Raw genomic sequence first — 26,675 nt, forward strand, 5'->3', positions numbered from 1 at the left:
CAGGCGGTCGGGCCGGTGCGGTCCAGGCGGAAACCTCAGCGCGTACAGACGTACCGCTCGTCCTGGAACGACGTCGCATCGGAACTGCTGCCGCCGTTACGGATGCTCCATACCTTGTCGTCCTGGCTCGGATCGAAGAAGTCGACGTAGACGGAGAGATTGTTGCGGTACGACCCGACGCTGGCGATCTGGAAGTCGAGGAGGTTCCGGCAGTAGCCATGCCTCTGCGTCATGTAGGCCATGTCGGTGAAGTTGCGGCCCTTGTACAGACACAGCCATCCAGCACCGCACGGCTCTGCGGCCGATGCTGCCGGAGCGAGCACGACCCCGCTCGCCGTCATGGCGAGCAGCGTGAGCAACAGGGCCGGAAATCTGAGCTTCCGCACGGCCATCTCCTAGGCTTGACCTCGCACTTGACGAGGCGGACTGTCGAGGGACTGATCAATGGAACAGCACCTGCTCCTACCCTGCGAGAGACAGGACTAGTCGGGAATCCTGTTGGCCGAGGCCGCCCACTCAGACGGATCCGGTCCCACCAGGGAACATGCGCCGGGAGAAGCCGAACTGAGAATTGGGGAGTTGAGCGGCCCTTGTCGCACTCAAGCGATGCCCCGGCAGCAGGCCCAGGCCGCCCACGGCCCGCGTCGCCCGATCGTGAGCGGGCCTCCGAAAGGGGCCGCAAGTGGACCCGCCGCAGGTCGCAGGCCAGACACACCCCGTCCACGGGAACCCTGCGCGCCGCCCCGTTCGTTCCCCGCAACACCATGCGCAGCCCAACCAGGCCGTCCACCAAGGAGCCCGATACACCGTGACCCGCGTACTTGTCATCGGCGGCGGGATCGCCGGCACGACGACGGCCCTGGCCCTGCACAAGGCCGGCTTCGGTGTCTCCGTCCACGAGGCACACCCCGACTCGGCCGAGGACATCGGCGCCTTCCTCACCCTCGCGAGCAACGGCATGCGAGCCCTCGCGCAGATCGACGCGTCCACCGCAGTCACCGATGCCGGTTTCCCGCTCACCTCGATGCGTGTCCTGGACGGCACGGGCAGCGAGATCGCGAACAGGCCGCTCGGCGAATCCGGCAACCCCCTTCTGCGCTACCGGTGTCTGCGGCGCGGCGAGCTCAACACCGCCCTACAGGCCGAAGCCGTCCGCCGGGGCATCACCATCCGGCACGGCACCCCGCTCGCGTCCGTCCAGCACGGCCCAGAACACGTCACCGCCCATTTCGCCGACGGCAGCACCACCACCGGCGACCTGCTCATCGGCGCCGACGGCCTGAACTCCACCGTCCGCCGGACGATCGCCCCGGCCACCCAGCCGCGCTACGCGGGCGAGTACGTGTTCTACGGCTACACCACCCCCGCCTCTCCGGCCGAGGACACCGACCACGAGCGCATCACCATGGTGCGCGGCAGCACAGCCGCCTTCGGCTACACAGTGTCACCCAACGGGCAGACATACTGGTTCGCACGCGTAGCCGGAGATCCTCTGTCCGCCGATACCATCGCGCACGGCACCCCCGGTCAGTGGCGCGACCTGCTGCTCCCCCTGCTGCGCGACGACGCCACCCCAGCCGCCGGCATCGTCGAAGCGACCGACAACATCCTGGTCACCAACGCCACCGAAATTCCGACCGGAACACCCTGGCACTCGGGACGGACACTGGTCATCGGCGACGCCGCCCACGCGGCCTCCCCGGCGACGGGCCAAGGCGCCTCGATGGCCATGGAAGACGCCGTCATCCTCGCCAAAGCCCTACGCGACGCACCCGACACCGACACCGCCCTGTCCCTCTACGAAACGCTCCGCCGCCCACGCGTGGAGCACAACACCCACATCAGTGGAAACATCTCCCGCGGCGCACACACCCCCTCCCCCACCGGCCGGCCACCCGCCGCACAACCCGGGAACGACGAGCCAACCCGCCAGCTGGAATGGAACTCCCCCCTCACAACACCCCACCCGGATACGGCACATCCCGGCGGAGGCTCCTGGACAGACCGGTGACCTGACCGGACGCAGCACGCATGGCGAATTGGCCCTGCCTCGGCGCATGCAGTGAAACGGTTCCTGGGTCTACGACGTTCAGTCCAGGTCGGACATGTCGAGTACGAAGCGGTAGCGGACGTCGTTGCGCCGGAGACGGTCGAGGGCCTCGTTCACGCGCGCCGAGGGCAGCAGTTCGATGTCGGCGGTGATGCCGTGCTCGCCGCAGAAGTCCAGCATGGCGGCGGTCGCGGGCCTGCCGCCGCTGCCCGCGGAACTGAGCCGCTTGCGCCCCACGAGCAGGTCGGTGGTCTCCACGGTGACGGGGCCGAGGTGCCCGAGGTGGCTGAGTGTCCCGTCCATGGCGACCAGGCGCAGGTAGGGGCCCAGATCGTGCGGGGCTGAGACGGTGTCGATGACCACGTCGAACCGGTCACGGGCGTCAGCCATCTGTTCGGGGTCCGTGGAGACGATGAAACCGTGGGCGCCGAGACGACGAGCATCGTCCGCCTTGTCCGTTGAGCGGCTGACAACCGAAGCATCCGCGCCGAGCGCCACGGCGATCTTGACCGCGAGGTGGCCCAGACCGCCCAGTCCCGCCACCGCGACACGGCTCCCCGGCCCCACACCGAGGGCGCGCAGCGGTTCGAAGACAGTGATCCCGGCACAGAGCAGAGGAGCTGCCGCGGCCGGATCCAGACCCGCGGGAAGAAGGTAGGCGAACCGGTCGCGGACGACGTACTCCCGGGAGTAGCCCCCCAGCGTGACCGATCCGTCGTGCCGGTCGATGCCGTCGTAGGTCAGGGTCGGGAAGGCGTGGCAGAAGTTCTCCTGGCCGGCCCGGCACATGGCGCACTCGCCGCACGAATCGACGATGTTGCCCACCGCGACCGCATCGCCGACGGTGAAGCCCGTGACCGCGGCTCCGGTCTCGGTCACCACGCCCGTGAACTCGTGCCCCGGCACCAGGGACCGGCTCCCCTCGCCGTCGCGGGCGCTGACGGCGTGCAGATCGGTGTGGCAGACACCGCAGTAGTCCACCTGCACCGCGAGATCGTCGGGGCGCAGGTCGCGCCGTTGCAATGGCGTCCGCCGCAGCGTCGTCGACGGACCTTCGGCCTGCCAGCCAACGGTGTTTCTCACAGCGCCCCCACATAGACAGAATGGTTGGTCTGTTTGAGCGTAGGGCCATCCCGCCCCCGAGGCAAACCAACTGTTCTGTTTGGTAACGTGAGGGCATGGCTGATCAGCCCCTCACCCCGCGGGGAGCCGCGACGTACCAACGCATCCTCGACGCGGCGACCCAGGAATTCGCCGAGCACGGCATCGCCGGAGCACGCGTCGAGCGGATCGTGGCCGCCGCACACACCAACAAGGCGCAGCTCTACGCCTACTTCGGCAACAAGGAAGGGCTCTTCGACGCCATCTTCTTCGGCTCGCTGGAGCGGATCATGAACGTCGTCCCGATCGACGCCACAGACCTCGCGGACTGGGCCGTGCGCCTCTACGACGAGTACCTCCGCCGCCCCGACCTCATCCGACTGGCCACCTGGGCCCGTCTGGAGCGACGTCCCGCCGGCCACCTGGTCGACGACCCCGACCGTCTCGACGACCGCAAACTGCGCGCCATCGCCGAAGCCCAAGCCGCCGGGCTCGTACGCCAGGCAGACCCCTTCGACATCATGACCATGGTGATCGCCATGTCCATGGCCTGGTCACCCGTCAGCAACGTCTACGCCGCCACGGCACAGGAACCCGCCGCACTGCACCAACAACGCCGCAGCCTCCTCCACGAGAGCGTCCGCCGCGCCTGCAGTCCGGAAGAAACCCACGACAGCCTCGTCAGCCACGGCACCAGCCCGCAATGACGCCCGCCCGCACCCGGCCGGCATGCACCCAACCCGGCCGGCCCCGGGGCGTACGCACCGATCGTCCGAGCTTCAATTGCGAGGCGCGGAAGCATAAGTCAGCGCGTCACTACTCATCGTGGGATGCCTGCCGGGCAAGGAACTCGTCGTGCTCCTGGTCATGAATGTGCACAGCTGTTGGGGCAGTTCACGGTGACCGGGACGACGGATGTCGCCGTGCCCATCGTTCTCTTCTGCTACGAACTGCTGCTGTCGCGGATTCTTGAGGAACGCCACCGCACCGGAAGCACGACGGTCGCGGTCGCACGCGGCCTGCTGGTGCCGGCCGTGATGCGGCCGGCTGGGCGGGCCAACTGGTGGTGCCCGCGGATCCTGGCCAGAGACCAGGCACGTGACGAGCGATGAGCAGCAATCCGACCTGGCCGCCACACGCCCGGACGACAGTCACCTCCGGCCGAGCCGACAAGGCGGCCTCTCACCCCTCGGCACGGCGATCCACACGCGCGCGGCCCCTTGCTGGGCCAGAACGGTTCGCGCCGTACGTGGTGCCGGCGGTCACTCCCCGGCGGCAGCGGCTCCCGTCCGGGAGGACCTGCCGCCCAGGCCCGGGATCAGGACCGCCGCCACCGCCAGGTGCATCGCAGCGAGGGAGACCCGGGTGCCGCCGTCCATGCCGTCGCCGATGAACGGCAGGAAGGACACGGCCAGTACGGTGCCGGCCACCCCGGTCCAGAGGGCGCGGGCGCGCCGCGCCCCGAAGCGCTCCAGGGCAGCGAGCAGTCCCCAGCCGGAGAGCGATGCGAGCAGTGCGACGACCGCCACGGGCGCGGCGCCGATGTCGAGTGACTGCTCGCCGTCGGTGATCCGCAGCCGGTGCCCCAGCAGCGGGTCCACGACCAGCCAAACCACGACGGGCGCCAGGACAGCCAGGGCCGTAGCCCCCAGGCGCCTTCTCCACACGGTCACTTGGCACCCCCCGAGAACGCCCCGTGCAGGAAGACCTCCACCAGCTCCTGCGCGGTCAGGTCCGGCGCGTCCTCCGTACGCGGCTGGGTGAACAGCAGCCCGAAGAAGAGGGCCGCAATCTGCTCCGGCGGCCGGCGCAGAGCGGCCTTGTCGGGCTCCAGCAGTTCCGCGAGGGCCGCGCGGATACGGGTCGTCGACTCGGCGCGGCCCGCGCCGCGCACGGTGCCGGGGTGCTTGCCGCCGCGATGGCCCAGCGAGCCGAGGATCGCGCCCATCCTGTCCATGTGCGCCTGTAGCGCCTCGGCCGCCTCCGCGAGCCGGTCGGGCAGCGGCTGGGACACGTCGATCGCGTCGAGCTCGCGGACCGCGTGCTCGGGGGACAGCGCCTCGGCGATGCAGGCCTGCATCAGTTCGTCCTTGTCGGCGAAGACCCGGAAGATCGTGCCCTCGCCGATGCCCGCGGCGCGGGCGATCTTCGCGGTGGTCACCGCGGCGCCGTACTCGGCGATCAGCGGGATCGCGGTCCGGATGATCATTTCTCGGCGCTGCTCCGGCGACATGGCGGGGGCGCGGCGACGGGTGGTCTGGTTCTCCTTAGGTGCTGTCATGCCCGCAAGAGTACGGAGTGAGGACTCACTCCGTCAATGAGTGAGTCCTCACTCCGCTCACTTTTCCGCGGCTGTGGCTGTGGCTGTGGCTGCAGCTGTGGCAAACAGAAGGGAGATCCCGCGTAGTGAGTGAGGCAGACACCAAACGCAGCCACATCGTGCCTCGTTCGCCCGGATCGTCGTACAGGTAGTGCACGAAGCGCGCGTCCCAGAGAGCTTCGTCCGCTCCTAAGTTGCGGACCAACTCCCGCCGCCCCCTCGCCACATCAAAAGGCACCAGCTCGGCCCGCCCTCGAGCGATCACCTGCCGGACGCGAGGTCCCGAAGCTCAGAGGCCGCGGCGACGCACTCATCGCCTGCGACCGCTGAGCCACATCGGAACTACTCGTCTAGTTCTGCGGTGCCAGGGTGCGAAGGACGCAGAACTCGTTGCCCTCCGGATCTGCCATGACCACCCAGCTTCGGTCTGATCCTTGGCCCACATCCGTCTTGGTGGCACCGAGGCCGAGCACTCTGGTCACCTCGTACTCGGTGCTGCCGTCGATCGGGCTGACGTCGAGGTGAAGGCGGTTCTTCACGGACTTGCCCTCGGGCACCTGGACGAACAGGAGGGTGGGCGGCATCTGGCGGGCCCGGACATCCTCAACGGTCGGCACCCAGGAGCCGATCTCGACCTTGCCCTCGCTCCGTTCGATCACCTTGAAGTCGAGGACCGCGCACCAGAAGGCGGCGAGATTCTCCGGATCGTGACAGTCAACGGCCAACTCGGTGAACCTACTAGTCATGACTCTCCTGCTCCAGCTCGAACACGGCCGCACCACCTGAACGAAGATCGCGAACTGTCACGAGACGTTACCGGCAGGGGTTCATCGAAGGAGAGTCATTTTGATGCCCAGTTCGCATAGGGAGAGCTACCGAGGATCAGCGAACTGGCATGGGATGAGAATTGGCCCCGATACTGTCCCTCCGTGAAGTACGTGTCCCGCGTTCCGCAACCGCCGCTGGACCAGCTGGTCGACGACCTCTACTACCTCGACGGCTCCCCGCCGTACTCGCGATTGAAGCTGCCACCCATGCCGTCCGCGGTTCTGATCCTCAATCTCGGTGATCGTTTTCTCGTCGGCGATTCGGGGGCGCGGCTGAAGGAGTTTGCTGACGGGTGCCTGGTGACCACGGGCACCCGTCACATCGAGTTCGCGTACCCGGCGTTCACGCGATCAGTCGGCGTGCACTTCAAGCCGTGGGGTTGGGCACCGTTCTTCGGGATACCGGGCTCGGAGGTTTGCGATCTGCCGCTGACCGTGGAGCAGGTGTGGGGACGATACGGCGCCGAGCTGCGCGACCGACTCGATGCGGCATCCACCCCCGAGAGGATGCTCACCCTGCTGGAGGAGGAACTGCGGCAGCGGGTCGCGGATGTGCCGGGCCTGGGGCTGGTGCAGCACGCGAGCGGAAGGATCGCAGCCGCGTCGGGCGCGGTGTCGGTCGGCCGCTTGTGCGAGGACGCCGGGGTGAGCACCACGCATCTCGCCCACCGGTTCAAGCAGATCGTCGGCATCACACCGAAGCGGCTCGCGCGCACCTACCGGTTCGCGCAGGTCGCGCTCGGCGTCGACGCCGCGACGGCGGTCGACTGGGGCGATCTGGCGTTCCGCGCCGGCTACTTCGACCAGTCGCACTTCGTCAAGGACTTCCAGGCCTTCACCGGGTGCACCCCGACGGCGTACCTGGCGCTGCGGCGGCGTTTCCTGGCCGAGCATCCCGGTCACGCCCTGGATGTCGGGCCGCTGCCGGCCGTTTGAATTCTTACAAGCGCCCGCGTCGGCATCCACCCCAGAATCGGTGGATCACGACGTGAGGAGTATCGGTGAGCAAGGTGATCATGGGCTGCGCCTCGGTCTCGGCCGACGGCTTCATCGCCAACGAACGCGACGAGGTCGGCCCACTGTTCGACTGGGGGACCAACGGCGATGTCGAGTGGACCTGGAGCGGCGAACCGGAGGAGCACCCGATGCACAGCACGCGTGCCTCGCTGGAGTTCATCAGAGCCGCCTACCCGCGCATCGGCTGTGTGGTGATCGGCCGCCGGTTGTTCGACCTCACGGACGGGTGGGGCGGGGTACCGGCCGCAGGTGAGCACGTCTTCGTCGTGACGCACCAGGCGCCGACCAACTGGAAGCATGCCGCGACCGCCCCCTTCACGTTCGTCACCGACGGGGTCGCGTCGGCGATCGAGCAGGCGCGGGCGTTGGCGGGCGATGACCGGATCGTCGACCTCGCCGCCGGGCAGATCGGGGGGCAGGCGCTGCGGCTCGGGCTCGTCGACCAGGTCGTGATGAACGTCGTTCCCGTCGTGTTCGGATCCGGTCGCCCTTTCTTCGGCGCGATGGATGCCGGCGACGTCGTCGCCCTGGACAACCCCGCCCATGTCGTCCGGGGCGACCGTGTGACACACCTGCTCTACGACGTCCCCCCGCCCACCGCTCGGCAGGCTCACGGGTAAAGGCCGGCGCGGAAGGTGAACGAGACGAGTTGTGCTCGGTCGCGGGCGCCGACCTTCGTCATGGCCCGCACCGCATGCGTCTTCACGGTGAACGGCGACACGGACATCTGGGCCGCGATCTCGTCGTTGCCGAGACCGCTCGCGACGAGAACGACCACGTCGCGCTCCCTGGGTGTCAGGGCGTCGAAGCGTCGCAGCAGTTCCTGGTCGACCACCGGGGGCGGACTGTCGGTCATGTGACCGATGAGCGCGGCCGTCGCGGCGGCCGACAGCGCACCGCCACCGGCAACGACCTCGTTGATTCCGGCGACGAGTTCAGCGGGGCTCACGGTCTTGCTCAGGAAGCCGTTGGCGCCGGCGCGCAGGGCGGCGAGAACGATGTCGTCCTGGTCGAAGGTGGTGAGGACGATCACCCGCATCGTCTCGGGTGGGTGCTCCTTGCGGATTCGGCGGGTGGCTTCGACACCGTCGATGCCGGGCATCCGGATGTCCATGAGGACCAGGTCGACGGGGTGGTCCCGAAGGAAGGGGATGACCTGGAGTCCATCGGAGAGATCACCCGCGACAACGAGACTCGGGTCGGGCCGGAGCATCGCCCGGATCCCGGCCCTCATGTCGTCCTGGTCGTCGACGATCAGAATCTGCGTCATCGGACTACGGCTCCCATGGGGCTGAACTCCGCATGGACGCGGAAACGACCGTCGTGACTGTCGATCGTCAGCCGCCCGCTGGAGGACTCGACGCGTTCGCGCATCCCGACGAGGCCGAGTCCACTCCCCGAGTCGGAGCCGCGGGATGAGTGACCGACGCGGTTCTCCACGGTGACGCAGATCCTGTCGTCGCGCTCGTGCACATCCACCGCTGCCGTCCCCTCTCCATGCCGGTAGGCGTTCGTGAGTGCTTCTTGGACAACCCGGTAGACCGTCACGCCGACGCTGGGCTCCACGAAACCGGCGGGGATGTCGATGGAGGAGCGGATGTCCAGGCCGATGCTTTCGAAAGAGGCGACAAGCCCTTCCAGACCGCTGAGCGCCGGGGTCGGTCGGAGCGCCTCGTCGTCGGAGATGTCGTCGCCGAGGCGGAGGAGCGCGAGGATGCGCTGCGTTTCGACGACCACGGTGCGCGCGCTGGACCTGGCTGAGACGAGGGCCTGCCGGGAAGACTCGGCGTCTTCCGGCAGTCCGATTTCCGCGGCACCGAGATGCATGCTCAGCATCGCGACCTGGTGGCCGATGACGTCGTGGAGGTCCCGGGCGATGCGGAGTCGTTCTTCGGTCACCCGTCGGGTGGCTTCGATCTCGCGGGTGGCGATGGCGCTCTCGGCCCGTTCCTCCAGGGTCCACCAGTGCTCTCGGTGGATACGGAGCGCGGCCCCTGTCGCACCTCCTGCGATGGCTGAGAAGAGGGCAGCGGCGCCCACGACCGCGCCCCCACGGAATCCTCCCAGCGTCATGAACGCCCCCAGGAAGAACGCCGCCACGATGCCGGTTCCGACCAGCGGCTGGTTTCCCCTGAGAGTGACCGAGAAGAGCACGAGCACAGCCATCATCCACACCGACAGGGGGTCGTGGCCCACCGCTGTGACGGCGAAGGACGCACCGCTCGTCACGACCAGTCCTGCCCACGGCTGCCACCAGGAGAGGGCGACACCGCAGCCGGCGAGGAGCACGGAGAGGGCCGTCGGCCAGTCGGACCCCCTCAGGATCACTGCCAGGATCTGGCCGGTGAACACCAGCGCGGACACCGCATAGGCGACTCGGTGCAGCACCTCGGGGCGGCGGACCCACAGCGGTGCCGCGGGTCCGTCCTGACTGTTCTGTGCCTCGATGTTCTGTGCCTCGCCCATGAGCCGATTCTCGTTCACGTGCGCGGCGGCCGTGTACTTCAAACGATGTAGACGGCGAAGCCGCTTCGGTCGATGGAGACGGCAGAACTCATTGCCTCGAAGTGGATGGCAGAACTACTTCGTTCGAAGTACGCGGTCCTGCCCGAGGCCGCTGAGACTCCTCATCGAGGCGACCGCCTCACACCGTCACGATCACAACGGGACCCCCGATGACGCAGAGCACCGTAACGTCGACCGCTTCGACCACGACCACGACGACGCCCTCCGGGCTCCGATCCCTCTACCTGATCCGAGTCGTCTTCTCCCTGATCTGGGTAGCACTGGTCTTCGCGACCTCCGCCTCGCTCGTGTCGACGGACAGGCCCACAGTGATCGCGGCCGTGCTGCTCATCGTCTATCCCCTGTGGGATGTCATCGCCACGCTCCTCGAGCGTCGCCTGGCCGGCACCGGCTCCACGAACCGCGTCAGTACCGCCAACATGGCTCTCGGCCTCGCCACCACCGCCGCAATGATCATCGCCGTCTTCTCCACCATCGGGACGACCCTGCTCGTGTTCGGCATCTGGGCCCTCCTTTCCGGAGCGATCCAGCTCGTCGTGGCGATCCGGCGCCGACACACCGTCGGCGCCCAGTGGCCCATGGTCATCAGCGGCGGCCTCTCCGTCCTCGCCGGTGTCTCCTTCGCTGCCATGTCCGCCTCAGCGACGAGCGGCCTGTCCACCGTCGCCGGATACTCAGCCTTCGGTGCCTTCTGGTTCCTTGTCTCCTTCATCGCCCTGAGCATCCGCAGCCGACGCGAAACACGTTGACCAGCGCTCTCACCCCGTGACAAACGGCAGCGGCCGTCAGCGAGGTGGAGCGGACGGCAGGACGTCGGGGGTGACGCCCTCAGCCTTGGCGGCATCGGCGAGAGCCGCGGCAGCGGCTTCCTCGGCCTGAGCCGCGTCACTCGCGGCCTGGGCAGACATGTCGTCCGAGGGCTTCTCGCGGGTGGCCGAGGACTGCGGAAGCACCTCGCTGAAGGCACGGGACACGCCCTGGAGCGCGGCGGTGATCTCGCTGGGGATCACCCAGAAGTTGTTGCCGGAACCCTGCGCGAGCTGGGGCAGCGTCTGGAGGTACTGGTAGGCCAGCAGCTTGGGGTCGGGGTCGTTGCGATGCACGGCCTGAAAGACCTCGTCGATGGCCCGGGACTGGCCCTCGGCCTGGAGGATGGCGGCCGTACGGTTGCCCTCCGCACGCAGCACAGCGGCCTGCTTGTCGCCCTCGGCGGTAAGAATCTGCGATTGGCGTTGCCCCTCGGCCCCGAGAATCGCCGCCCGCTTGTCCCGCTCGGCCCGCATCTGCTTCTGCATCGCGTCCTTGATGGACTGCGGAGGATCGATGGCCTTGATCTCCACCCGGTTGACCCGCAGCCCCCACTTGCCGGTGGCCTCGTCCAGCACGCCACGCAACTGGCTGTTGATGGTGTCCCGAGAGGTGAGCGTCTTTTCCAGATCCATGGATCCCACGACATTGCGCAAGGTGGTGACGGTGAGCTGCTCGACCGCCTGAAGGAAATTCGCGATCTCGTAGAAAGCCGCTCGCGGGTCGGTGACCTGGAAGTACAGGACGGTGTCAATTTCGACGACCAGATTGTCCTCGGTGATGACCGGCTGCGGCTTGAAGGAGACGACCTGTTCCCGCAGATCGATCACCGGATGCACGCGGTCGACGTAAGGGATGACAAGGCTGAGGCCGGGAGTCAGGGTCCGATGGTAGCGGCCGAGTCGCTCGACATTACGAGCGCGCGCCTGAGGCACGATACGGACCGCCCGCACCACGGTGAAAACCGCGATCAACGCGACGATCACGCCGGCAATGAGGAGCGCCGAGATTTCCATGGTTTCAGTCCCGGGGGTAGACGATCGCGGTGGCTCCGCTGATCTCCATGACGTCGACGGTCTTTCCGGCAGGAATCACCAGCGTCTCGTCGTAGGCGCGGGCAGTCCACTCCTCCCCGCCGATACGGACCCGGCCGCCCAGGCCCGTCACCTCCGAGACGACATAGGCACCCTGGCCGACCAGCGCGTCCACACCGAAACGCTCCACTTGGGGCCGGAGCACATGACGCAGCGCAATCGGGCGTACGAACAGCACGGTGACGGTGGCAACGACGGTGAACACCACGAATTGGAGGGGCACAGGCAGGCCCACCGCGGCGGACCCCGCAGTGACCAAAGCGGCCACACTCAGCAATCCGAGCGCAGCAGTAAGCGTGAGAATCTCCGCCACAGCCAGAACGGCTGCGACGATCAACCAGATCAGCCATGGATCCATTGCATGCCTCTTCTGACCGGTACGGACGCGAAGAGCTTGACTCTCACCATTGGACCCCGACACGGGACGGTCGCGATACCCCTGGGAAAGGAAACCCGACCAGCGAGCGCGGCGTTCTCGTGCGTCATTGGAGCGCCTCGCTGCTCCGGCCGGCTGCGATCACGCCGCGCCAGGGGAACGCGACGAGCAGCGCGAATGCGACGAGGAGTCCACTTGCCCAGAGGGGTCCGAGATCCCCGACTGCGGTGCTGAGGGTGGTCGCGGCGACGAGTGGTCCGACGGCGGCGCCGACGTTGAGTGCGGCGGTCGCGTAGGAGCCGGCCATGCTGGGGGCTCCCGCTGCCTCGTAGAGAACCCGTGTGATCAGCGTGCTGCCCACCGCGAACGACAGCGCGCCCTGGACGAACACAAGGGTGAGCAGAGCCACCGGCTTGTCGGCCAGCGAGGCCAGGGCGAGCCAGCCGAGGAGCAGCAACGGACCGCCGACCGCGACAACCGTGCCGGGGTGCTGGTCGGACATCCGGCCGGCGACGGTGACCCCGGCAAAGGAGCCGACACCGAAGAGCACCAAGGCGACAGAGATCCACAGCTCGTCCAGCCCGGCGATGTCGGTCACCACGGGGGCGAGGAAGGTGAAGCTCGCGAAGGTTGCCGCGTTCACCAGCGCGCCGATCAGCATGACCAGGAGCAACCGCGGACGTTTCAGCTCTGCGAGCTCTGATCGCATGGCCGGTCCACTCGTTGCTTCCCTCGCAGGCTGCGCCGGGATTCCCTTGAGGATGGCGATGGCCGCGGGCAGGCAGAGCACGGCGACGGCCCAGAAGGTGGCCCGCCAGCCGAGCAGTGTGCCGAGTACCGATCCTCCTGGGACACCGGCGATCGTGGCCATCGTGGTGCCCGACAGCAGCACGGCGAGCGCGCGTCCCTTCTTGTCGGGAGGGACCAGCGTGCCCGCAGTCGTCAGAGCCACGGCGAGGAACCCCGCGTTCGCGAGCGCCGCGACCACCCGGGTCGCGAACAGGACCGGGAAGGTCGAGGTGGCAGCGCCCACGGCGTGGGCGACCGAGAACACGACGACGAATCCAAGCAGGCTGGACCGTCCGGGCCGGTTGCGGGCGAGCCCGGCCATGAGCGGGGCACCGACGATCATTCCGATCGCGAAGGCCGACGTGAGCATGCCGGCCGTCCCGACAGTGACGTCGAGGTCTGCGGCGATGTCCGGCAGGAGGCCGGCCAGCATGAATTCCGAGGTGCCCATGGCGAAGACCGCCATGGCAAGCAGGTACAGCGGAAGAGGCATCGAGTGGCTCCGAGGCGAAGAGAAGCACGAAGGAAGGGCATCTCGTCACCGCGGTCAGCACCCAAGGGCACACCCGTCCAGCCGCGGAACACGGCGGGAGGGCAGGGCTACGAACTCAGTGGCTCAGGGGGCTGACGGCGTGACCGAAAGCCCCCACCGTGTCCGACTCGGGGCTCGACATGGCCCGCACGGTACCCGACCGATGCCTTCCGAGGCACCTCGGTTTCACAGGCGCAGGCCTGTGCCACCAACGTCTTGACTCGCCACAACTGGGGGCTGTCCGGCGGTTCTTGGCTGATGGTCGCCAACAGGCGTGCGCGCAGGGGATTGTGGTCGTTCTCGCGCCAGGCGACGGCCACCCGTGTGCGGGCGGTGCCGGGTTCGATCCTGCGGAAGGCGACGCCTTTGAGGCGGATGCGTCGGATGCTCGCCGGGGCCAGGGGGACACCCGGTGTGAACCCCGCTGCGGTGCACAGGCCGATGATCTGGTCGTGCAGCAGCGGGCCAACCGTGCGGGGCAACAGCACGAAGGTCGAATCCGCCAACTGTGCAAGCTGTACGGTCCGTTGGGCGGCCAGAGGATGGGTGGACGGGAGCGCAGCCACAAAGGGCTCGCTGAGTACCGTCCTGAAGCCGAGCCCTGTCTCGTCGGCGGGGGGGGGTGCTATCTGCGGCGCGGTGGTCATCTCGTGGATGTCCAGGTGCACGCCGGGAAACCGGTGATGGAACGTGCGCAGCAGGCGAGGAAGGATCGTCAGGGCGAGGGAGGCCGCGAAGCCGATCCGTAGGCGGCCGGCCCGACCACTGCCGACGGCCCGGGCTCCGGCCAGGCCGTCCGCCAGGTCGGTGAGTGCCCACAGAGGTCAGGGTGACGCGTCCTGGGGCGCGGGTGAACAGCGCGTGGCCGACCTTGTCCTCCAGGCGGCGGATCTGCTGGCTCAGCGGCGGCTGGGCGATGCCCAGGCGGGCGGCCGCGTGGCCGAAGTCGCCGTATCAGACGTATAGGTGCTGCTCATTTAGCGTTCGGCCATGACAGAGCGACGCGCGATCCTCAGCGGCTCGGCCTTTGAGGAGCGGATCGGCTATGCCCGTGCCGTGGTCGACGGCGACTGGGTCCATGTGTCCGGGACGACCGGGTTCGACTACGCCACCATGACGATCTCCGACGATGTGGTGGAGCAGGCCGAGCAGTGCCTGCGCAACATCGAGGCCGCACTGGCCGAGGCGCATTGCACCCTCGCCGACGTGCTGCGCGTGCGCTACCTCCTGCCGGACCGCGAGGACTTCGAACCCTGCTGGCCGGTCCTGCGCCGCTGTTTCGGCGATGTTCGGCCGGTCGCCACGATGCTCAGTTGCGGACTCGCCGACCCGCGGATGAAGATCGAAATAGAGGTGGACGCGCGGCGGCGCATCCCGCCTCACGGTGGCGCCATGGGCCATCGTTCGGAAGCGCCCGTCGTGCCCCTCGGGGCCCATGCCCCCCCTACTACGCAGTTGTCTTCACGACTGTGCGAACCCAGGACCAGAGCGGCTTCAGCGAGACCAACGCACGCCTGGAAGACCTGGTGAAGGACGTTCCCGGGTACCTGGGTGGACCACGCGCAGACTCCGGGCGGGCTGGGCATCACCGTCAGGGAACAGAGCCACGGGTTCACGCGAGCGCAGAGTCCGACAGCCGGCTGAGGTATCGCACGCTCAATGGCGTTCTCCCCGGGTATTCCACGCGTTCCGAGAGGGACACCCGGTCGAAACACGGTGCCCCTACCTTGGTGTGAACCGATCGGTTCAACATCGAGGAGTCAGGGATGGACGTCAGCTCCGCAAGCTTCGTTCCACGCCGGGTGTCCAGTGCCGAAGAGGCCCGTGAGGTGCTCGCCGCCGAGGGCGCGGTCATCGTGACCGGCCTCGCCGACGAGCGGTCCGCCGTCGCGTACGGCCGTGAGGTCATGGGCGACAAGGCGGTCCGTATCGGTACGCAGTTCGAGGCCACCAAGGCGCACGGTGAACGCGAGGCGGCTCAAGTGGCCGCGCAGCCGGCCGACTCCCGTGGCCGCAAGCGCAGTTTCGCTCCGACCGAGGAGCGCATGGTCGCCCACAACGACGGTTTCGCGTTCGGCGACTACGCCCCCGACCACCTGTTCCTGTGGTGCGAGCGGCCGGCGGACCTGGGCGGCGACTCCTTCCTCGTGGACACCTCCCGGCTGCTCGACCTTCTCGCCGCCGACCCGGAGTGGGCCGCCGTGGCGGAGTTCTGCCGCACCACCGACATCGACCACTCGGAGCCCAACTACCCGCAGGACACGTACGCACCGATCGCCCGGACCGTGTCCTCCGGCCGCTTCCAGGGCCGCTACCACCCCTATCTCGCACCGGTCGAGGGCCCTTCGGAGGACGAGCACACGGTCTTCGTGCGCAGGTGGGAGGAGGCCGTGGTCGCGGCCCGGGACACCGGACCGATGTTCCGGGTCGAGGCCGGCGAGATGATCTGCCTCGACAACTACCGTGTCCTGCACGGCCGGGACGGGCACAGCGATCCCGGGCGCCGCGTCTGCTCGATCTGGGGCTGGTCCACGGACGCGGTCGCGATCCCGGACGGTCCGCTCGACATCGTGGTGCCGAAGATTCCCAAGTCGCCGAAGCAGCGCCTCAGCGCGTAACGCCCGGCGAACGAGGGTGGCCGACCGCCGTGCCGGTCGGCATCAGCCGAGCGAACGGCTGCTCGCGGCAGCCCCGGCTCTGGCGGCGAAGGCGGCGGCCGCCGCCGCGTTCACGCGCAGGGTCGCCATACGGTCCCCGGCGGTGAGCAGGTCCAGCTGGAGTCCGCGCCAGAGCGAGACCAGCTCGCGCGCCAGGTCGTCGGCCTGCTCGGCCGGTACACCCTCGGCACGCAGCGCGGTCGCGACGCGGCCTCGCCAGTTGGTGGCGACGGCGTCGAGGAAGGCGTCGAAGCGTTCGCGCTGATAGCCGGCGAGGCCCAGCACTTCGAAGAAGACGCGGTGGAAGGGGAGGTTCTCGTCCGCGGAGAGCAGCTCCCAGGCCGCCTCCAGACGGGTGCGCAGCGGCTGGTCGCGGTCGTCGAGCAGTTCGAAGATCCGTTCCAGGAGCGGGAAGCGGCCGCCCGCCTCGGTGAGAGCCGCCGCGATCAGCTCCTCCTTCGACCCGAAGTAGTACAGCAGCATGCGGTTGTTGCTGCCGACGGCCTTGCCGATGCCGCGCAGCGACAGACCGGCGACACCGTGCGCCAGGATGTGGTCGGCGCTCAAGCGCAGCAGCCGTGTGCGCTCGGTCTCCTCCGGGGGCTGGGACATGATGCGCACCCTATCCGGGCGCACCTGATCCGGGCGCAATCGAATGATCGGCAACCGGTCACCTGCCTCGGATCCCCGGGACAAAGGGGCTTAACGGCCCGGCTCAGCTCCCGCAATGCCGGTGAAACGGCGCGGCCCTACCGTCCATGAACCGAATGGTTCATGAGCGAGGAGGGCCTGCATGGCCACCACGGGAATCAGTGAGTCCCCTCCCGAAGCAGCGCCCCTGACCACCACTCCCTCGGCGCTCGAACTACGCGGAGTGACCAAGGAGTTCAGGCTCCGTCGATCACGAACCGTCACCGCGCTCGATGCCGTGGACCTCTCCGTCGGCAACGGCGAGTTCGTCGCGCTCCTGGGACCGTCGGGCTGCGGCAAGTCCACTGTGCTGCGTATGCTCGCGGGCCTCGACGCCCCGACACAGGGCGAGGTGCTCGTCAACGGCGGCGCCCCCGCCGACCTGGTGCGCGGCCACCGACTGGGCATCGCCTTCCAGGAGCACGCACTGCTGCCCTGGGCGAGTGCGTACGACAATGTCGCGCTGCCCTTCCGGGTGGCGGGCCGCCCGGTTGACGCCGACCGGGTCAACGCGCTGCTGAGTCTCGTCGGACTCGAAGGGTTCACCGACGCCCGGCCGCGGCAACTCTCCGGCGGTATGCGTCAGCGCGTCGCCATCGCGCGGGCCCTGGTGCTCCAGCCCGAAGTCCTGCTGCTCGACGAGCCGTTCGGGGCACTGGACGCGGTGACCCGGCGCCGTATGAACTTCGAACTCGCCCGCATCTGGGCCGACCAGCAGATCACCACGCTGCTGGTCACGCACGACGTCGACGAGGCCGTACTGCTCGCCGACCGGGTCGTCGTCCTCACCGGCCGGCCCGGCACCGTACGCCATATCGAGGACATCACGCTGCCGCGACCCCGCGACAAGGCGCTGACCCGGGAAGCGGAGTTCCACGACATCGTCGACCGGCTGACCGCCCTGCTGGACGAGGGGGCCGAGTGAACCGCGCCCGTGCCGCTGCGCTCACCGCCATCGGAACTCTGCTGCTGCTCGCGGCCATGGAGGCCGTCGGGCGGCTCGGCGTCCTCGGTGAGAGCTGGCCCCCACTGACGCAGGTCGTCGCGGCACTGGACGATCCGATCACCCGTGACCTGCTGGGCCGCGCACTCGCCGCCACCGCGACCGCCGCGGGCACCGGCTTCGTCGCGGGCACACTCATCGCCCTCGCCGTCGCGCTCGTCGGCGCCTTGCTGCCCCCGTTGCAGCCGGGGCTCGACCGGCTGGCCGCCGTCGTGCACGCCGTGCCGCTCATCGCACTCGGCCCGCTGCTCATCACCACGGTCGGCCGGGAAGGCACCCCCGCGGTCATCGCCGCGCTCGCCGCCGGTTTCGCGGTGTTCGTTGCCGCCACCTCCGGGCTCGGCGCGGCGGGTGCCGCCCACCGCGACGTGTTCCGCGCACTGGGCTCGCCACGGCGAGTGACGCTTCTGCGCCTTCAACTCCCGGCAGCAGTACCGCTGTTGATCGACGGACTCGCGCTCGCCGCACCGGCCGCGGTGCTCGGCGCGGTCGTCGGCGAATGGTTCGGCGCCCCGCGCGGTCTGGGCGTCCTGCTGGTCAGCTCGATGCAGAACTTCCAGACCGATCTGATGTGGGCCGCGGCCCTGTCCGCCGCCGTCATCTCCCTCACCGCGTACGCCACCCTGGCCGGCCTGCGCGTGGCGGCCGCCCGGAGGTTCACATGAGCAGCAGCACCGAAAGCGCGGTCGCCGAGGACGGAAGTGCGGGCCTGCACCCGGTAGTGAAAGGCGACGGTACGGCACCCCGCGCCAACGCCGAAGACGACGGCCGGCAGCCCTGGCGCGTCGTCCTTCGCACCCTGACCCGCCTGCTGTCCCGCTACTGGACCGTGCTCGCCCTCGTCGCCGCCTGGGCGGTATGGGTCCGCACCCAGCAGCTGAACCAGATCGTCGCGCCCACACCGGCAGCGGTCTTCGGCGACGTCCTCGGCCACCCTGGCGCCTACCTCCCCGACCTCGGCTGGACGCTGCTCAACGCGGCCGTGGGTCTCGCCCTCGGCCTGGTCCTCGGGGTGACGGGCGCGCTGCTGGTGTGGGCCTCTCCCCTGCTGTCGGGGCTGATGACGCCCATGGCTCTGATCATGCGCTCGGTCCCCGTCGTCGCGATGATCCCGGTGATCGCCAGGGTCGTCGGATTCGGCATCACCTCGGTGCTGACCGTCACCACCGTGGTCTCCTTCTTCCCCGTCTTCGTCATGGCCGGCTCGGGACTGCGCGCCGCGCCCGCCGCCACCCGCGACGTCTTCACCGTCCTCGCCGCGACCCGACTCACCCGGCTGCGGCTGCTCCTGCTGCCGCACGCCGTGCCGTCGGTCCTGGTCGGTCTCCGGCTCACCGCGTCCACCGCGGTCCTGTCCGCGATGCTCGCCGAGTACCTGCTCGGCACGCACGGCCTCGGCCTGCTCTTCGCCCAGTCCGTCACCTTCATGGACCCGGCCCGTGCCTGGGGCACCGCCCTGGTCGCCACCGTCGTCTCCGTCCTGTGCTTCGTCGGCGCCCGGGCCGCCGAACGCTTCGGCTCGGCCCTCTTCAGCTGATCAACCGTCATCACCCGGGCCGCCCGGACCCGCTCCCCCTGTGGAACTCGTAGAAGTTGCGGAACCTGTGGAACTCATAGAAGTTGCAGAGCCTTTGGAAGGAACCACCGTGGCACCACGCACCGATCCCGCCCGTCTGCCCCACCTCTCCCGCCGAAGTCTCCTGCGTGCCGCGGGAGCCTCAGGACTCGCTCTCGGTGCCGGCGGGCTGCTCAGCGCCTGCGGCGGCGATTCCGAAGCCGCCTCCTCGTCCGGATCGGGCGACGGCAAGTCCACCACCGTGAAGGTCGCCCTCGGCTGGATCAAGAACGTCGAGTTCGCGGGATTCTGGCTCGCCGACGAGAAGGGCTACTACGCCGACGAGAACCTCACCGTCGAGTTCCAGGCGGGCGGCCCCAACACCCCTGACCCCACACAGTCCGTCTCCGCGGGCTCCGCGGACCTCGGCGTGCACGCCAACATGCAGACGCTGCTCCAGGCGATCCCCAAGGGCAACGACTTCTCCCTCCTCGGCGCCGTCTTCCAGACCAGCCCCGGCGGACTGCTCTCCCTCACGTCCGACCCGGTGAAGGAGCCGAAGGACCTGCTGGGCGCCAAGGTCCTCGGCCAACAGGGCACCCAACCCCTGATCGACGCGATCCTCACCAGCGCCGGGCTCAAGAAGTCGTACGACTTCACTCCTGTCGGCTACGACGTGAGCCCGCTCGTACAGAAGCAGGGCAAGGCGTACACCTGCTTCCTCACCAACCAGCCGATCACCCTGGAAACCAAGTACGGGATGAAGAAGGGCAAGGACTACGAGGTCGTCACCTACAGCGACCTCGGGCTGCCCTCGTACTCCTCGATCGTGTTCTGCAAGCGCACCATGCTCACCGGGAAGGCGGACGTCCTGGAGCGGTTCATGCGCGCCACCATCCGCGGCTGGCAGGACAACGCCAAGGACCCGCAGGCGGCGGCGAAGCTCGCCGTCACCAAGTACGGCGTGGACCTCGGCCTCGAACTCAAGCAGCAGGTCCGGGAGAACGAACTCCAGATCCCCTTCACCCAGAGCTCGCTGACCAAGAGCAAGGGACTGCTGCGCATCGACGCCGGTCTGCTGGGCGGCGACATGTACGACGGGCTGAAGGCCGCCGGCGTCAAGGATCTGCCGGACGCGGCGAAGATCGTCGACCAGACCGTACTGGACGCGGTGTTCGGCAAGAAGGCCACGGTGTGACGGCCCAGGCCGTTCCCGGCGGCGCGGGGGCGACGGAGCCGTTGCCGGGAGACGTGGCACCGGCGTCGTTGGGGACGGTCCCCGCGCCGCATCCGCCTGCCGCCGACACGACCACCGCCCTCCCCCGCGATCTGCGCCGGTTGCCGAAGGCCCATCTCCACCTGCACCTGGAGGGCTCCATGCGGCCCGCCACGCTCGCCGATCTCGCGCGCCGGTACGGCGTGCCCGTGCCGGACATGGATGCGTACAGCGGCTTCGGGGAGTTCGGACTGCGCTACGACGAGGCGGTGTCGCTCGTCCGGTGCGAGGACGACCTGCGCCGGGTCGTACGCGAGGTCGTGGAGGACGCGGCCACGGACGGAGCGGTGTGGCTGGAACCGGCCGTCAACCCCGTGCGGTACGGGCGGGCCTTCGGCCGAAGCTCCGCGTACGTCCTCGACCTCATGATCGACGAGGCATGCGGCGCGGCAGCCCGGGCCGGCATCGGCTGCGGGCTCCTCGTCACCGCCCTGCGCCACCTCGACCCCCGCGAGGCCGTGGACCTGGCACGGCTCGCGACCACGCGGGCGGAGGCCGGAGTGGTCGGATTCGGGCTCGCCGCGGACGAGTCGCTGCACCCGCCGGAGCCGTTCGCCGACGCGTTCGCGCTCGCCCGCGCCGCGGGGCTGATCGCGGCGCCGCACGCCGGCGAGCTCGCGGGTCCCGCGAGTGTGCGGGGCGCCCTGGACGCGCTGGGCGCCCAGCGCGTCCAGCACGGCGTACGAGCGGTCGAGGACGCCGGTCTCGTGGCGCGCCTTGCCGACGAGGGCGTCGCCCTCGATGTCTGCCCGACGTCCAACTTCCGCCTGGGCATTGTCGATTCCGTCGCCGCCCACCCTCTGCCGCGGTTGCTCGACGCCGGTGTCCGCTGCACGCTCGCCGCCGACGACTCACTGCTCTTCGGCTCCGGTCTGCTCGACGAGTACGAATCGGCGCGTACGGTGCTCGGGCTCTCCGACAACTCCCTGGCCGAGGTGGCCCGCAGTTCCCTGGAGGCGTCGGGAGCTCCGGAGGAGACGGTGCGGGCGAGGGTCGCCGGGGTGGCCTCCTGGCTGGAGGGAGTGGGCAGGGCCGGCTCGTGAAGACCTGCGCGGCGCCGGTCTGTCGGAAGCAACTGGCGCCGCTGTCGCTGAAGTCGCCGCGTGCCGCGGCAGCAGTCCGCGATCACGAGCGGGTGGGTGTCGTACGTGACAGCTGACGTCTGACGCACGTCATGCCCGTCACGTCCGTCATGCCCGCCGAGTGCCGTGGAATCGATGCCGCGCCGACGGCGGTCACCGTTGCCCGGGTCGCCACTCCCCCGGCGAGCATCGGCTGACCCGGCCCGGGCGGCAGACGGTTCGGCTTCCTCTTCGACGGCAAGGGCGACCGGCGGCGAAAGGGTCCCTCACGGGCAAGGCGCAGATGACGGTGGGTAACCGTTCGAGATGCGCCGGTACAGGGCGGCTGATTCGCTGGTATGGCCCGCTCTCCCCGTCACGAAGGAGTGATCATGAGCGTTGCAGGCGAGTCCAGCGGTCGTGCCCAGCAGATGCGGCAGAAGGCCCAGGAGATCGAACAGGCCGCGGAGCGTGCCACCGACCCGGATGAGCGTCAGCGCCTGAAGGACAAGGCCCGCCGGCTCAAGGAGCAGAGCGAGCAGCAAGGCGGCACGGGCGGCGAGCGCCCCCGCCCCATGGCGTGACAGAACTTGCACATGGACCGGCCGGTGGCTGCCCCTACGACGCTTCCCACGCGCGGGGCCACCGGCCGGTCATCCATGTCTGCGCCGCACCCCGAACCACACGAGTGCGACGGCCTCAGGCAGCAGGACTCAATTTCCCCGCCGCATCCTGAGTTGGTACTGGCCGAGCTCGCCCACCTGAACAGCCCGTAGGCGTCGGGCCCAACGTCGACGGCCTGACCATCGTCCTGGACGGCGAGGTGCATCGGTCTGCATGATCTGTGCCAGAACCGAGTTTTGAAGTCGCGTGCCTGCGCGAGCAGTTCAGCCGGTCAGTCCCAGTCAGACGGTGGTTGATTGACGCGGCCGCCCTGGTGCGGTGCGGCGATGTAGTCCTGTGCACCGTCGGGCAGAGCGTCCACGCACTGTGTCGAGCAGGCATGGACCAGGAGGGGCAACACGTCAGTGGCCACGCGGATCGAGATCCATACCTGGTGAAGCCCCCGCTGCTCGATGGGCCGGTCGCAGACACTGCAACTGTGCACGGCGGTGGCTCCCCAGCGCCGGGGATCGAGGTGTGCCGGATCGAGTTCCGTGACGGAAGTCCGGAACGGCTGGAGCCTCGGGAACGGCGGCCGCAGCTTGTAGTTGCCGAACAGCGCACGCGTGCTGACCGTGCTGCGGGTCAGCTTGAGGCACCGGGTGATCTCGTAGGGGAACCAGTGGAGCCGGTAGGAGGTGTAGGGGGTGAACTCCTCCAGGCTGGTCATGGCCCCGATCTCGGGTGGGATCCGGACCAGGTTGCTGCCGTAGAGCACCAGGTGCTTGACCTCGGTGAGCTTGGCGAGACTCGGCGGAAGGGTGACGACCTGGCGCCGCTCTTCGGCGCTGAGCTCGGTCAGGGGGCGGAACTCTTCGCGGCCGTCGGCGGCGGCCTCGTCGACCAGCTCCAGCAGGTGCTGCCAGCCCGGGGCGGAGGTGTCCTGCTGTTCGGTGTGGAATCCGACCCTGGCTCGCGGGTGCGGCTCGGACTGGTCGAAGCATGAGCAGAGATCCCGGTAGGACCCGCGCCCTTCTCGGGCTGGGTCCGAGGTGTCGCCCCAGCGGTTCGTGTGGAGCGTCGACTCAGCCTCGTCCGTCATGGCGTCACGATACGGAGAATGCCGCGGGCCCTCCCAGCGATTAATGAGCCGGGACGGTGAGCCGACACTGGCCTGGGCGACCTGGGCCTTGGTCTGGGCGAGCCGATACGACTCGGCGCCGGTCTGGATTCTCACGTTCCGTCCGATCCTGGAACGGCAGTTCGGCGCCATGTCTGTCGAGCTCACCCGTCGGCCCGCCATGGTGCTAGTCGGCGGCTCCTTGTCGGGTGCGCTGGTAGTGGCGTCTGGCCTTCATGCGGTTGCCGCACAGAGCCATGGAGCACCAGCGCGCCTTGTTTGTCTTGCTGCGGTCCAGGAGAAACAGCCTGCACTCGTCGTTGGCGCAGGGGCGCAGCCTGCCGGGCATGGTCTCCTGCAGCGCGCCCCAGGCCAGTACCGCTTCCACCGCCATCCGACGGTCGGCGGGGGGCCTTGGCTCCCAGGTCACGCCCTCCGCGGAGACGTGCGGGCGGGACGTGACGTCCTTGAGGAGCGGGGCCAGAGATGTGGCGGGCATGTCCCCGCGGACCACGCGCTGGAGCGCGTCGCGCGCCTGGACGAGATGCCTACGCTCACCGGCGGTGCCGTTACCCCCGTGGGTCCGCTGCCAGGACCGGGCCGCCTCGGGAACGGCCAGCTGGTCCTGGACGACGCCGTGGACCACCGGTGTGCTGTTGAGGAGTTCCAGCAGAGCGTTCTGCTGCTCGCGCCCGCTCTCCATACCCTCTCCTAACCGTCATGTTGCCCATGAGAGGTTACACCAGCATGACTCAACCTAACCGCTTCACCTTGAGCGCCCGCACGCACTTACCGCCTGAGACCCCTCCACCCCTGCCCTTGCCCACGGCGCCGAACCAACCCTTCTCACCTAACCTTCAAAACACACCTTGACAGGTTAGACCCCACGTGCTCGACTGGATGCATAACCAGTGAAATGAATTAGAAGGGTTAGACAGATGGAGCTCGCAGTCCACTACCGCACAGCGATCGTCGACGGCCTGGAGGTCTTCTACCGGGAGGCGGGCGACCCGGCTGCACCCGTCGTCGTCCTCCTGCACGGTTTCCCGACCAGTTCGCACATGTTCCGCGAGCTGATCCCGGCACTCGCCGACCGCTACCACGTCATCGCCCCCGACCACATCGCGTTCGGCCAGTCCGCGATGCCGTCCCTCCGGGACTTCCCGTACACCTTCGACGCCCTCGCCGACGTCACCGCGGGCCTGCTCCAGGAACTGGGCGTCGACCGGTTCGCGATGTACGTGCAGGACTACGGCGCCCCCATCGGCTGGCGCCTCGCACTCCAGGACCCCGGCCGCGTCACCGCGATCGTGAGCCAGAACGGCAACGCCTACGAAGAAGGCTTCGCCGAGCCCTTCTGGGAGAGCGTCTTCGCGTACGGCAAGAACCCGGGCCCGGACACCGAAGCCCCCATGCGAGCCGCCCTCACCCTGGAGAGCACACGCCGGCAGTACGTCAACGGCGTCCCCGACCCGAGCCTGGTCAGCCCCGACAACTGGGTTCACGACCAAGCGCTGTTGGACCGGCCCGGCAACGACGAGATCCAGCTCAAGCTCTTCCGGGACTACCTCACCAACGTGGACCTCTACCCCCGAGTCCACCAGTACTTCCGTGACTCCCGGGTACCGCTGCTGGCGGTCTGGGGTGCGAACGACGAGATCTTCGTCCCCGCGGGCGCGGAAGCCTTTCGTCAGGATCTGCCCGACGCCGAGATCCACCTACTGGATTCCGGGCACTTCGCCTTGGAGAGTCATCTTCGGCCCATCGCCCAGCACATCCGTGACTTCCTCCACCGCGCCCTCGCCTGACGCGGAGGAGGCAGGCAGGGCCGGTGACCGCCAAAGCGCCTTGCCTGCAACGGCCCAGAGGATCCGTCATGAAACGCCTCGTCCAGCGCACTTTCAGTCCTCACCCGCAGACTGTTCGCACCGCCCGCGACTTCGCGATGCGGGCCCTGGACCGAGACGCCCGTATCCCGCTGCTCCTGCACGGCCTGAGCACACTCGCAGCCCCCCTGTGCAGTCACGGCACTGACCGCGATCAGCAGCCTCATCCCACAATCGAACGGACAGGAGCGCCTCATGAGCACAGCCGGCTTCCACGATGGGGAACGCGCCGTCCAGCACCTGGCCGGCGTCTCGGACGCAGCCGACCGCCTCCAGGGAATGCTGCAACCTCCGCACCTCGGCGGCGGATTGGGGGCGGCGCTCCGGGCCCGCTCGTTCGCCGTCCTCACCGCACGGGATCATGACCAAGCACTGTGGGTCTCGCCCATCTCCGCGGAGACCGACCTCCTCGTCGCCGACAGCACGACCCTGAAGGTCAACGCCATACCTGCGAACAGCGACCCACTGCACACCCTCCCCGTCCCGCAGCAGGTCGGACTGCTCGCCATCGACCTCGGTACCCGGCGCAGGATCCGAGTCAACGGACATCTGACCAGCAGCGCGGACGACCACCTGACCATCGCTGCCGATCAGGCCTTCGGAAACTGCCCCTCCTACATCCAGCAGCGCCATCTGAGGACACCGCCGAGATTCACGCACGACACCGATCCGGCACCCGAGCGGGCGCACAGCACCGACGGGCGAGCGCTCGGCGACGAGCACATCGACCTGATCACCAAGGCCGACACGTTCTTCCTCGGTACGACCCACCCCACACGAGGGGCTGACGCCTCCCACAAGGGTGGCGATCCGGGTTTCGTCAGGGTCGACACCGGAGAGATCTGGTGGCCCGACTACGCCGGGAACAACCTCTTCAACAGCCTGGGCAATATCACCGTCGACCCGACCACGGCACTGCTCTTCATCGACTTCACCACGGGCCGCACCCTGCACCTCACGGGTGAGGCGAAGATCGAATGGCTGGACCCTTCCACCGGTCTGGACGAGGGCAACACCGGTCGGCGCGTGCGCTTCATGCCCCACCTGGTGCGTCAGGGGCGTATCTCCGTGCGCGGTGACCTGCTCGGCCACTCGCCGCACAACCCGGGGGTGATCAGGACAGCGACGCGGGTTGCCGGCCCGCCCCGGTCAACCGGCCCAGTCACCGACCCGTAGAGCAACGCTGTCGCCCCTGGCTGCCGCACTGGTCGGCCCCGGCCGGTCACTTGCGGATGCGGCCCCAGCCCCCCGCGACGGTACGCGTCGAGTGAACGTCGAACGGAGGCCGGCAACGTCCCGATCTATCTGCTCGACGGCGGCCATTTCCTGGTCGAAAGCCACCTCGACACTGCCGCGGGCACCATCCGCCGATTCCTGGAAAGGGC

General features: G+C 68.7%; 28 protein-coding genes and 2 pseudogenes. 16 read left to right on the plus strand and 14 right to left on the minus strand.

Annotated elements, in window-relative coordinates; all coding sequences use genetic code 11:
- Window positions 1-35: 35 nt before the first annotated feature.
- A complete protein-coding gene (locus ACIHFB_RS00780) occupies window positions 36-386 on the minus strand; it encodes a peptidase inhibitor family I36 protein (protein WP_365282188.1) in 351 nt (116 codons plus the stop codon).
- A 422-nt stretch (window positions 387-808) separates the two neighbouring features.
- Between ACIHFB_RS00780 and ACIHFB_RS00785 the strand changes: the two genes are divergently transcribed.
- On the plus strand, window positions 809-2,011 hold the full coding sequence (locus ACIHFB_RS00785; protein WP_400124726.1) for an FAD-dependent oxidoreductase: 1,203 nt from the start codon (window positions 809-811) through the stop codon (window positions 2,009-2,011).
- Between the two features lie 78 nt (window positions 2,012-2,089).
- Here ACIHFB_RS00785 and ACIHFB_RS00790 read toward each other — a convergent pair whose 3' ends face one another.
- Window positions 2,090-3,133 carry an NAD(P)-dependent alcohol dehydrogenase gene (locus ACIHFB_RS00790; protein WP_400124728.1) on the minus strand — a complete coding sequence of 348 codons (1,044 nt, stop codon included), beginning with the start codon at window positions 3,131-3,133 and terminating at the stop codon, window positions 2,090-2,092.
- 95 nt (window positions 3,134-3,228) lie between these two features.
- Here ACIHFB_RS00790 and ACIHFB_RS00795 point away from each other — a divergent pair, with 95 nt between their 5' ends.
- Together ACIHFB_RS00795 and ACIHFB_RS00800 are read left to right on the plus strand one after the other, a co-directional pair.
- Window positions 3,229-3,858, plus strand: coding sequence for a TetR family transcriptional regulator (locus tag ACIHFB_RS00795; protein WP_400124730.1), 630 nt, complete (start codon window positions 3,229-3,231; stop codon window positions 3,856-3,858).
- 216 nt (window positions 3,859-4,074) lie between these two features.
- A complete protein-coding gene (locus tag ACIHFB_RS00800; RefSeq protein WP_365282192.1) occupies window positions 4,075-4,263 on the plus strand; it encodes a hypothetical protein in 189 nt (62 codons plus the stop codon).
- A 150-nt stretch (window positions 4,264-4,413) separates the two neighbouring features.
- On the opposite strand, the gene ACIHFB_RS00805 is transcribed toward ACIHFB_RS00800, so the two are convergent.
- From ACIHFB_RS00805 to ACIHFB_RS00815, 3 genes are all read right to left on the minus strand, one after another.
- The gene (locus ACIHFB_RS00805) at window positions 4,414-4,824 is read right to left on the minus strand and encodes a DUF6069 family protein (protein WP_365282193.1); all 411 of its coding nucleotides are present in this window, start codon (window positions 4,822-4,824) and stop codon (window positions 4,414-4,416) included.
- Window positions 4,821-5,432, minus strand: a complete 612-nt coding sequence (locus ACIHFB_RS00810) for a TetR/AcrR family transcriptional regulator (protein ID WP_400124733.1) — start codon at window positions 5,430-5,432, stop codon at window positions 4,821-4,823. The genes ACIHFB_RS00805 and ACIHFB_RS00810 overlap by 4 nt, the downstream gene beginning before the upstream one ends.
- Before the next feature lie 389 nt (window positions 5,433-5,821).
- On the minus strand, window positions 5,822-6,217 hold the full coding sequence (locus ACIHFB_RS00815) for a VOC family protein (RefSeq protein WP_365282195.1): 396 nt from the start codon (window positions 6,215-6,217) through the stop codon (window positions 5,822-5,824).
- 183 nt (window positions 6,218-6,400) lie between these two features.
- Here ACIHFB_RS00815 and ACIHFB_RS00820 point away from each other — a divergent pair, with 183 nt between their 5' ends.
- Both ACIHFB_RS00820 and ACIHFB_RS00825 read left to right on the plus strand, forming a co-directional pair.
- Window positions 6,401-7,234, plus strand: coding sequence for a helix-turn-helix domain-containing protein (locus ACIHFB_RS00820; protein ID WP_365282196.1), 834 nt, complete (start codon window positions 6,401-6,403; stop codon window positions 7,232-7,234).
- 65 nt (window positions 7,235-7,299) lie between these two features.
- Window positions 7,300-7,935 (plus strand): dihydrofolate reductase family protein, encoded by a 636-nt coding sequence (locus tag ACIHFB_RS00825; protein ID WP_400124736.1) that lies wholly within the window; start codon window positions 7,300-7,302, stop codon window positions 7,933-7,935.
- On the opposite strand, the gene ACIHFB_RS00830 is transcribed toward ACIHFB_RS00825, so the two are convergent.
- Window positions 7,926-8,585 carry a response regulator transcription factor gene (locus ACIHFB_RS00830; protein ID WP_365282198.1) on the minus strand — a complete coding sequence of 220 codons (660 nt, stop codon included), beginning with the start codon at window positions 8,583-8,585 and terminating at the stop codon, window positions 7,926-7,928. The genes ACIHFB_RS00825 and ACIHFB_RS00830 overlap by 10 nt on opposite strands.
- A complete protein-coding gene (locus ACIHFB_RS00835) occupies window positions 8,582-9,781 on the minus strand; it encodes a sensor histidine kinase (protein WP_400124737.1) in 1,200 nt (399 codons plus the stop codon). The genes ACIHFB_RS00830 and ACIHFB_RS00835 overlap by 4 nt, the downstream gene beginning before the upstream one ends.
- A gap of 209 nt (window positions 9,782-9,990) precedes the next feature.
- On the opposite strand from ACIHFB_RS00835, the gene ACIHFB_RS00840 reads away from it, so the two are divergent.
- Window positions 9,991-10,590, plus strand: coding sequence for a DUF308 domain-containing protein (locus tag ACIHFB_RS00840; RefSeq protein ID WP_400124739.1), 600 nt, complete (start codon window positions 9,991-9,993; stop codon window positions 10,588-10,590).
- 36 nt (window positions 10,591-10,626) lie between these two features.
- Here the strand turns inward: ACIHFB_RS00840 and ACIHFB_RS00845 are convergent, their stop codons facing one another.
- The 4 genes and pseudogenes from ACIHFB_RS00845 to ACIHFB_RS00860 all read right to left on the minus strand — a co-directional run.
- Window positions 10,627-11,664 (minus strand): SPFH domain-containing protein, encoded by a 1,038-nt coding sequence (locus ACIHFB_RS00845; protein WP_400124742.1) that lies wholly within the window; start codon window positions 11,662-11,664, stop codon window positions 10,627-10,629.
- A 4-nt stretch (window positions 11,665-11,668) separates the two neighbouring features.
- On the minus strand, window positions 11,669-12,100 hold the full coding sequence (locus ACIHFB_RS00850) for an NfeD family protein (protein WP_365282202.1): 432 nt from the start codon (window positions 12,098-12,100) through the stop codon (window positions 11,669-11,671).
- A gap of 124 nt (window positions 12,101-12,224) precedes the next feature.
- Window positions 12,225-13,400, minus strand: a complete 1,176-nt coding sequence (locus tag ACIHFB_RS00855) for a Cmx/CmrA family chloramphenicol efflux MFS transporter (RefSeq protein WP_365282203.1) — start codon at window positions 13,398-13,400, stop codon at window positions 12,225-12,227.
- Between the two features lie 275 nt (window positions 13,401-13,675).
- Window positions 13,676-14,384: pseudogene (locus ACIHFB_RS00860) on the minus strand (LysR family transcriptional regulator); the annotation flags it as partial.
- A 45-nt stretch (window positions 14,385-14,429) separates the two neighbouring features.
- Here ACIHFB_RS00860 and ACIHFB_RS00865 point away from each other — a divergent pair.
- A pseudogene (locus ACIHFB_RS00865) lies at window positions 14,430-14,807 on the plus strand (RidA family protein); the annotation flags it as partial.
- 398 nt (window positions 14,808-15,205) lie between these two features.
- Window positions 15,206-16,057: a TauD/TfdA family dioxygenase gene (locus tag ACIHFB_RS00870; protein ID WP_365282204.1), complete on the plus strand. Its 852-nt coding sequence runs from the start codon at window positions 15,206-15,208 to the stop codon at window positions 16,055-16,057.
- Window positions 16,058-16,099: 42 nt separating this feature from the next.
- Here the strand turns inward: ACIHFB_RS00870 and ACIHFB_RS00875 are convergent, their stop codons facing one another.
- Complete coding sequence (locus tag ACIHFB_RS00875) at window positions 16,100-16,708, minus strand: TetR family transcriptional regulator (RefSeq protein WP_400124746.1); 609 nt, start codon at window positions 16,706-16,708, stop codon at window positions 16,100-16,102.
- Window positions 16,709-16,889: 181 nt separating this feature from the next.
- Here ACIHFB_RS00875 and ACIHFB_RS00880 point away from each other — a divergent pair, with 181 nt between their 5' ends.
- The 6 genes from ACIHFB_RS00880 to ACIHFB_RS00905 all read left to right on the plus strand — a co-directional run bounded on the left by ACIHFB_RS00880 (window position 16,890) and on the right by ACIHFB_RS00905 (window position 22,265).
- Window positions 16,890-17,711 (plus strand): ABC transporter ATP-binding protein, encoded by an 822-nt coding sequence (locus ACIHFB_RS00880; RefSeq protein WP_400124748.1) that lies wholly within the window; start codon window positions 16,890-16,892, stop codon window positions 17,709-17,711.
- The gene (locus ACIHFB_RS00885; protein ID WP_365282207.1) at window positions 17,708-18,454 is read left to right on the plus strand and encodes an ABC transporter permease subunit; all 747 of its coding nucleotides are present in this window, start codon (window positions 17,708-17,710) and stop codon (window positions 18,452-18,454) included. Before ACIHFB_RS00880 ends, ACIHFB_RS00885 begins: the two co-directional genes overlap by 4 nt.
- A complete protein-coding gene (locus ACIHFB_RS00890; RefSeq protein ID WP_365282208.1) occupies window positions 18,451-19,326 on the plus strand; it encodes an ABC transporter permease subunit in 876 nt (291 codons plus the stop codon). The genes ACIHFB_RS00885 and ACIHFB_RS00890 overlap by 4 nt, the downstream gene beginning before the upstream one ends.
- Before the next feature lie 109 nt (window positions 19,327-19,435).
- Window positions 19,436-20,542: an ABC transporter substrate-binding protein gene (locus tag ACIHFB_RS00895; RefSeq protein WP_400124751.1), complete on the plus strand. Its 1,107-nt coding sequence runs from the start codon at window positions 19,436-19,438 to the stop codon at window positions 20,540-20,542.
- Entirely contained in the window at window positions 20,539-21,663 is a 1,125-nt protein-coding gene (gene add, locus ACIHFB_RS00900; RefSeq protein ID WP_400124754.1) for an adenosine deaminase, read from the plus strand. The genes ACIHFB_RS00895 and add overlap by 4 nt, the downstream gene beginning before the upstream one ends.
- A gap of 410 nt (window positions 21,664-22,073) precedes the next feature.
- Window positions 22,074-22,265: a DUF6381 family protein gene (locus ACIHFB_RS00905; RefSeq protein ID WP_365282211.1), complete on the plus strand. Its 192-nt coding sequence runs from the start codon at window positions 22,074-22,076 to the stop codon at window positions 22,263-22,265.
- Window positions 22,266-22,576: 311 nt separating this feature from the next.
- On the opposite strand, the gene ACIHFB_RS00910 is transcribed toward ACIHFB_RS00905, so the two are convergent.
- Together ACIHFB_RS00910 and ACIHFB_RS00915 are read right to left on the minus strand one after the other, a co-directional pair.
- Complete coding sequence (locus tag ACIHFB_RS00910) at window positions 22,577-23,386, minus strand: leucine-rich repeat domain-containing protein (RefSeq protein ID WP_400124757.1); 810 nt, start codon at window positions 23,384-23,386, stop codon at window positions 22,577-22,579.
- A gap of 205 nt (window positions 23,387-23,591) precedes the next feature.
- Window positions 23,592-24,107, minus strand: coding sequence for a CGNR zinc finger domain-containing protein (locus tag ACIHFB_RS00915; RefSeq protein WP_365282213.1), 516 nt, complete (start codon window positions 24,105-24,107; stop codon window positions 23,592-23,594).
- Window positions 24,108-24,342: 235 nt separating this feature from the next.
- Between ACIHFB_RS00915 and ACIHFB_RS00920 the strand changes: the two genes are divergently transcribed.
- Window positions 24,343-25,212 carry an alpha/beta fold hydrolase gene (locus tag ACIHFB_RS00920; protein ID WP_400124759.1) on the plus strand — a complete coding sequence of 290 codons (870 nt, stop codon included), beginning with the start codon at window positions 24,343-24,345 and terminating at the stop codon, window positions 25,210-25,212.
- Window positions 25,213-25,485: 273 nt separating this feature from the next.
- Complete coding sequence (locus ACIHFB_RS00925) at window positions 25,486-26,466, plus strand: pyridoxamine 5'-phosphate oxidase family protein (protein ID WP_400124761.1); 981 nt, start codon at window positions 25,486-25,488, stop codon at window positions 26,464-26,466.
- The last annotated feature ends 209 nt before the right edge of the window (window positions 26,467-26,675 follow it).

Source organism: Streptomyces sp. NPDC051963, from assembly GCF_044593495.1.
Lineage (GTDB): Bacteria > Actinomycetota > Actinomycetes > Streptomycetales > Streptomycetaceae > Streptomyces.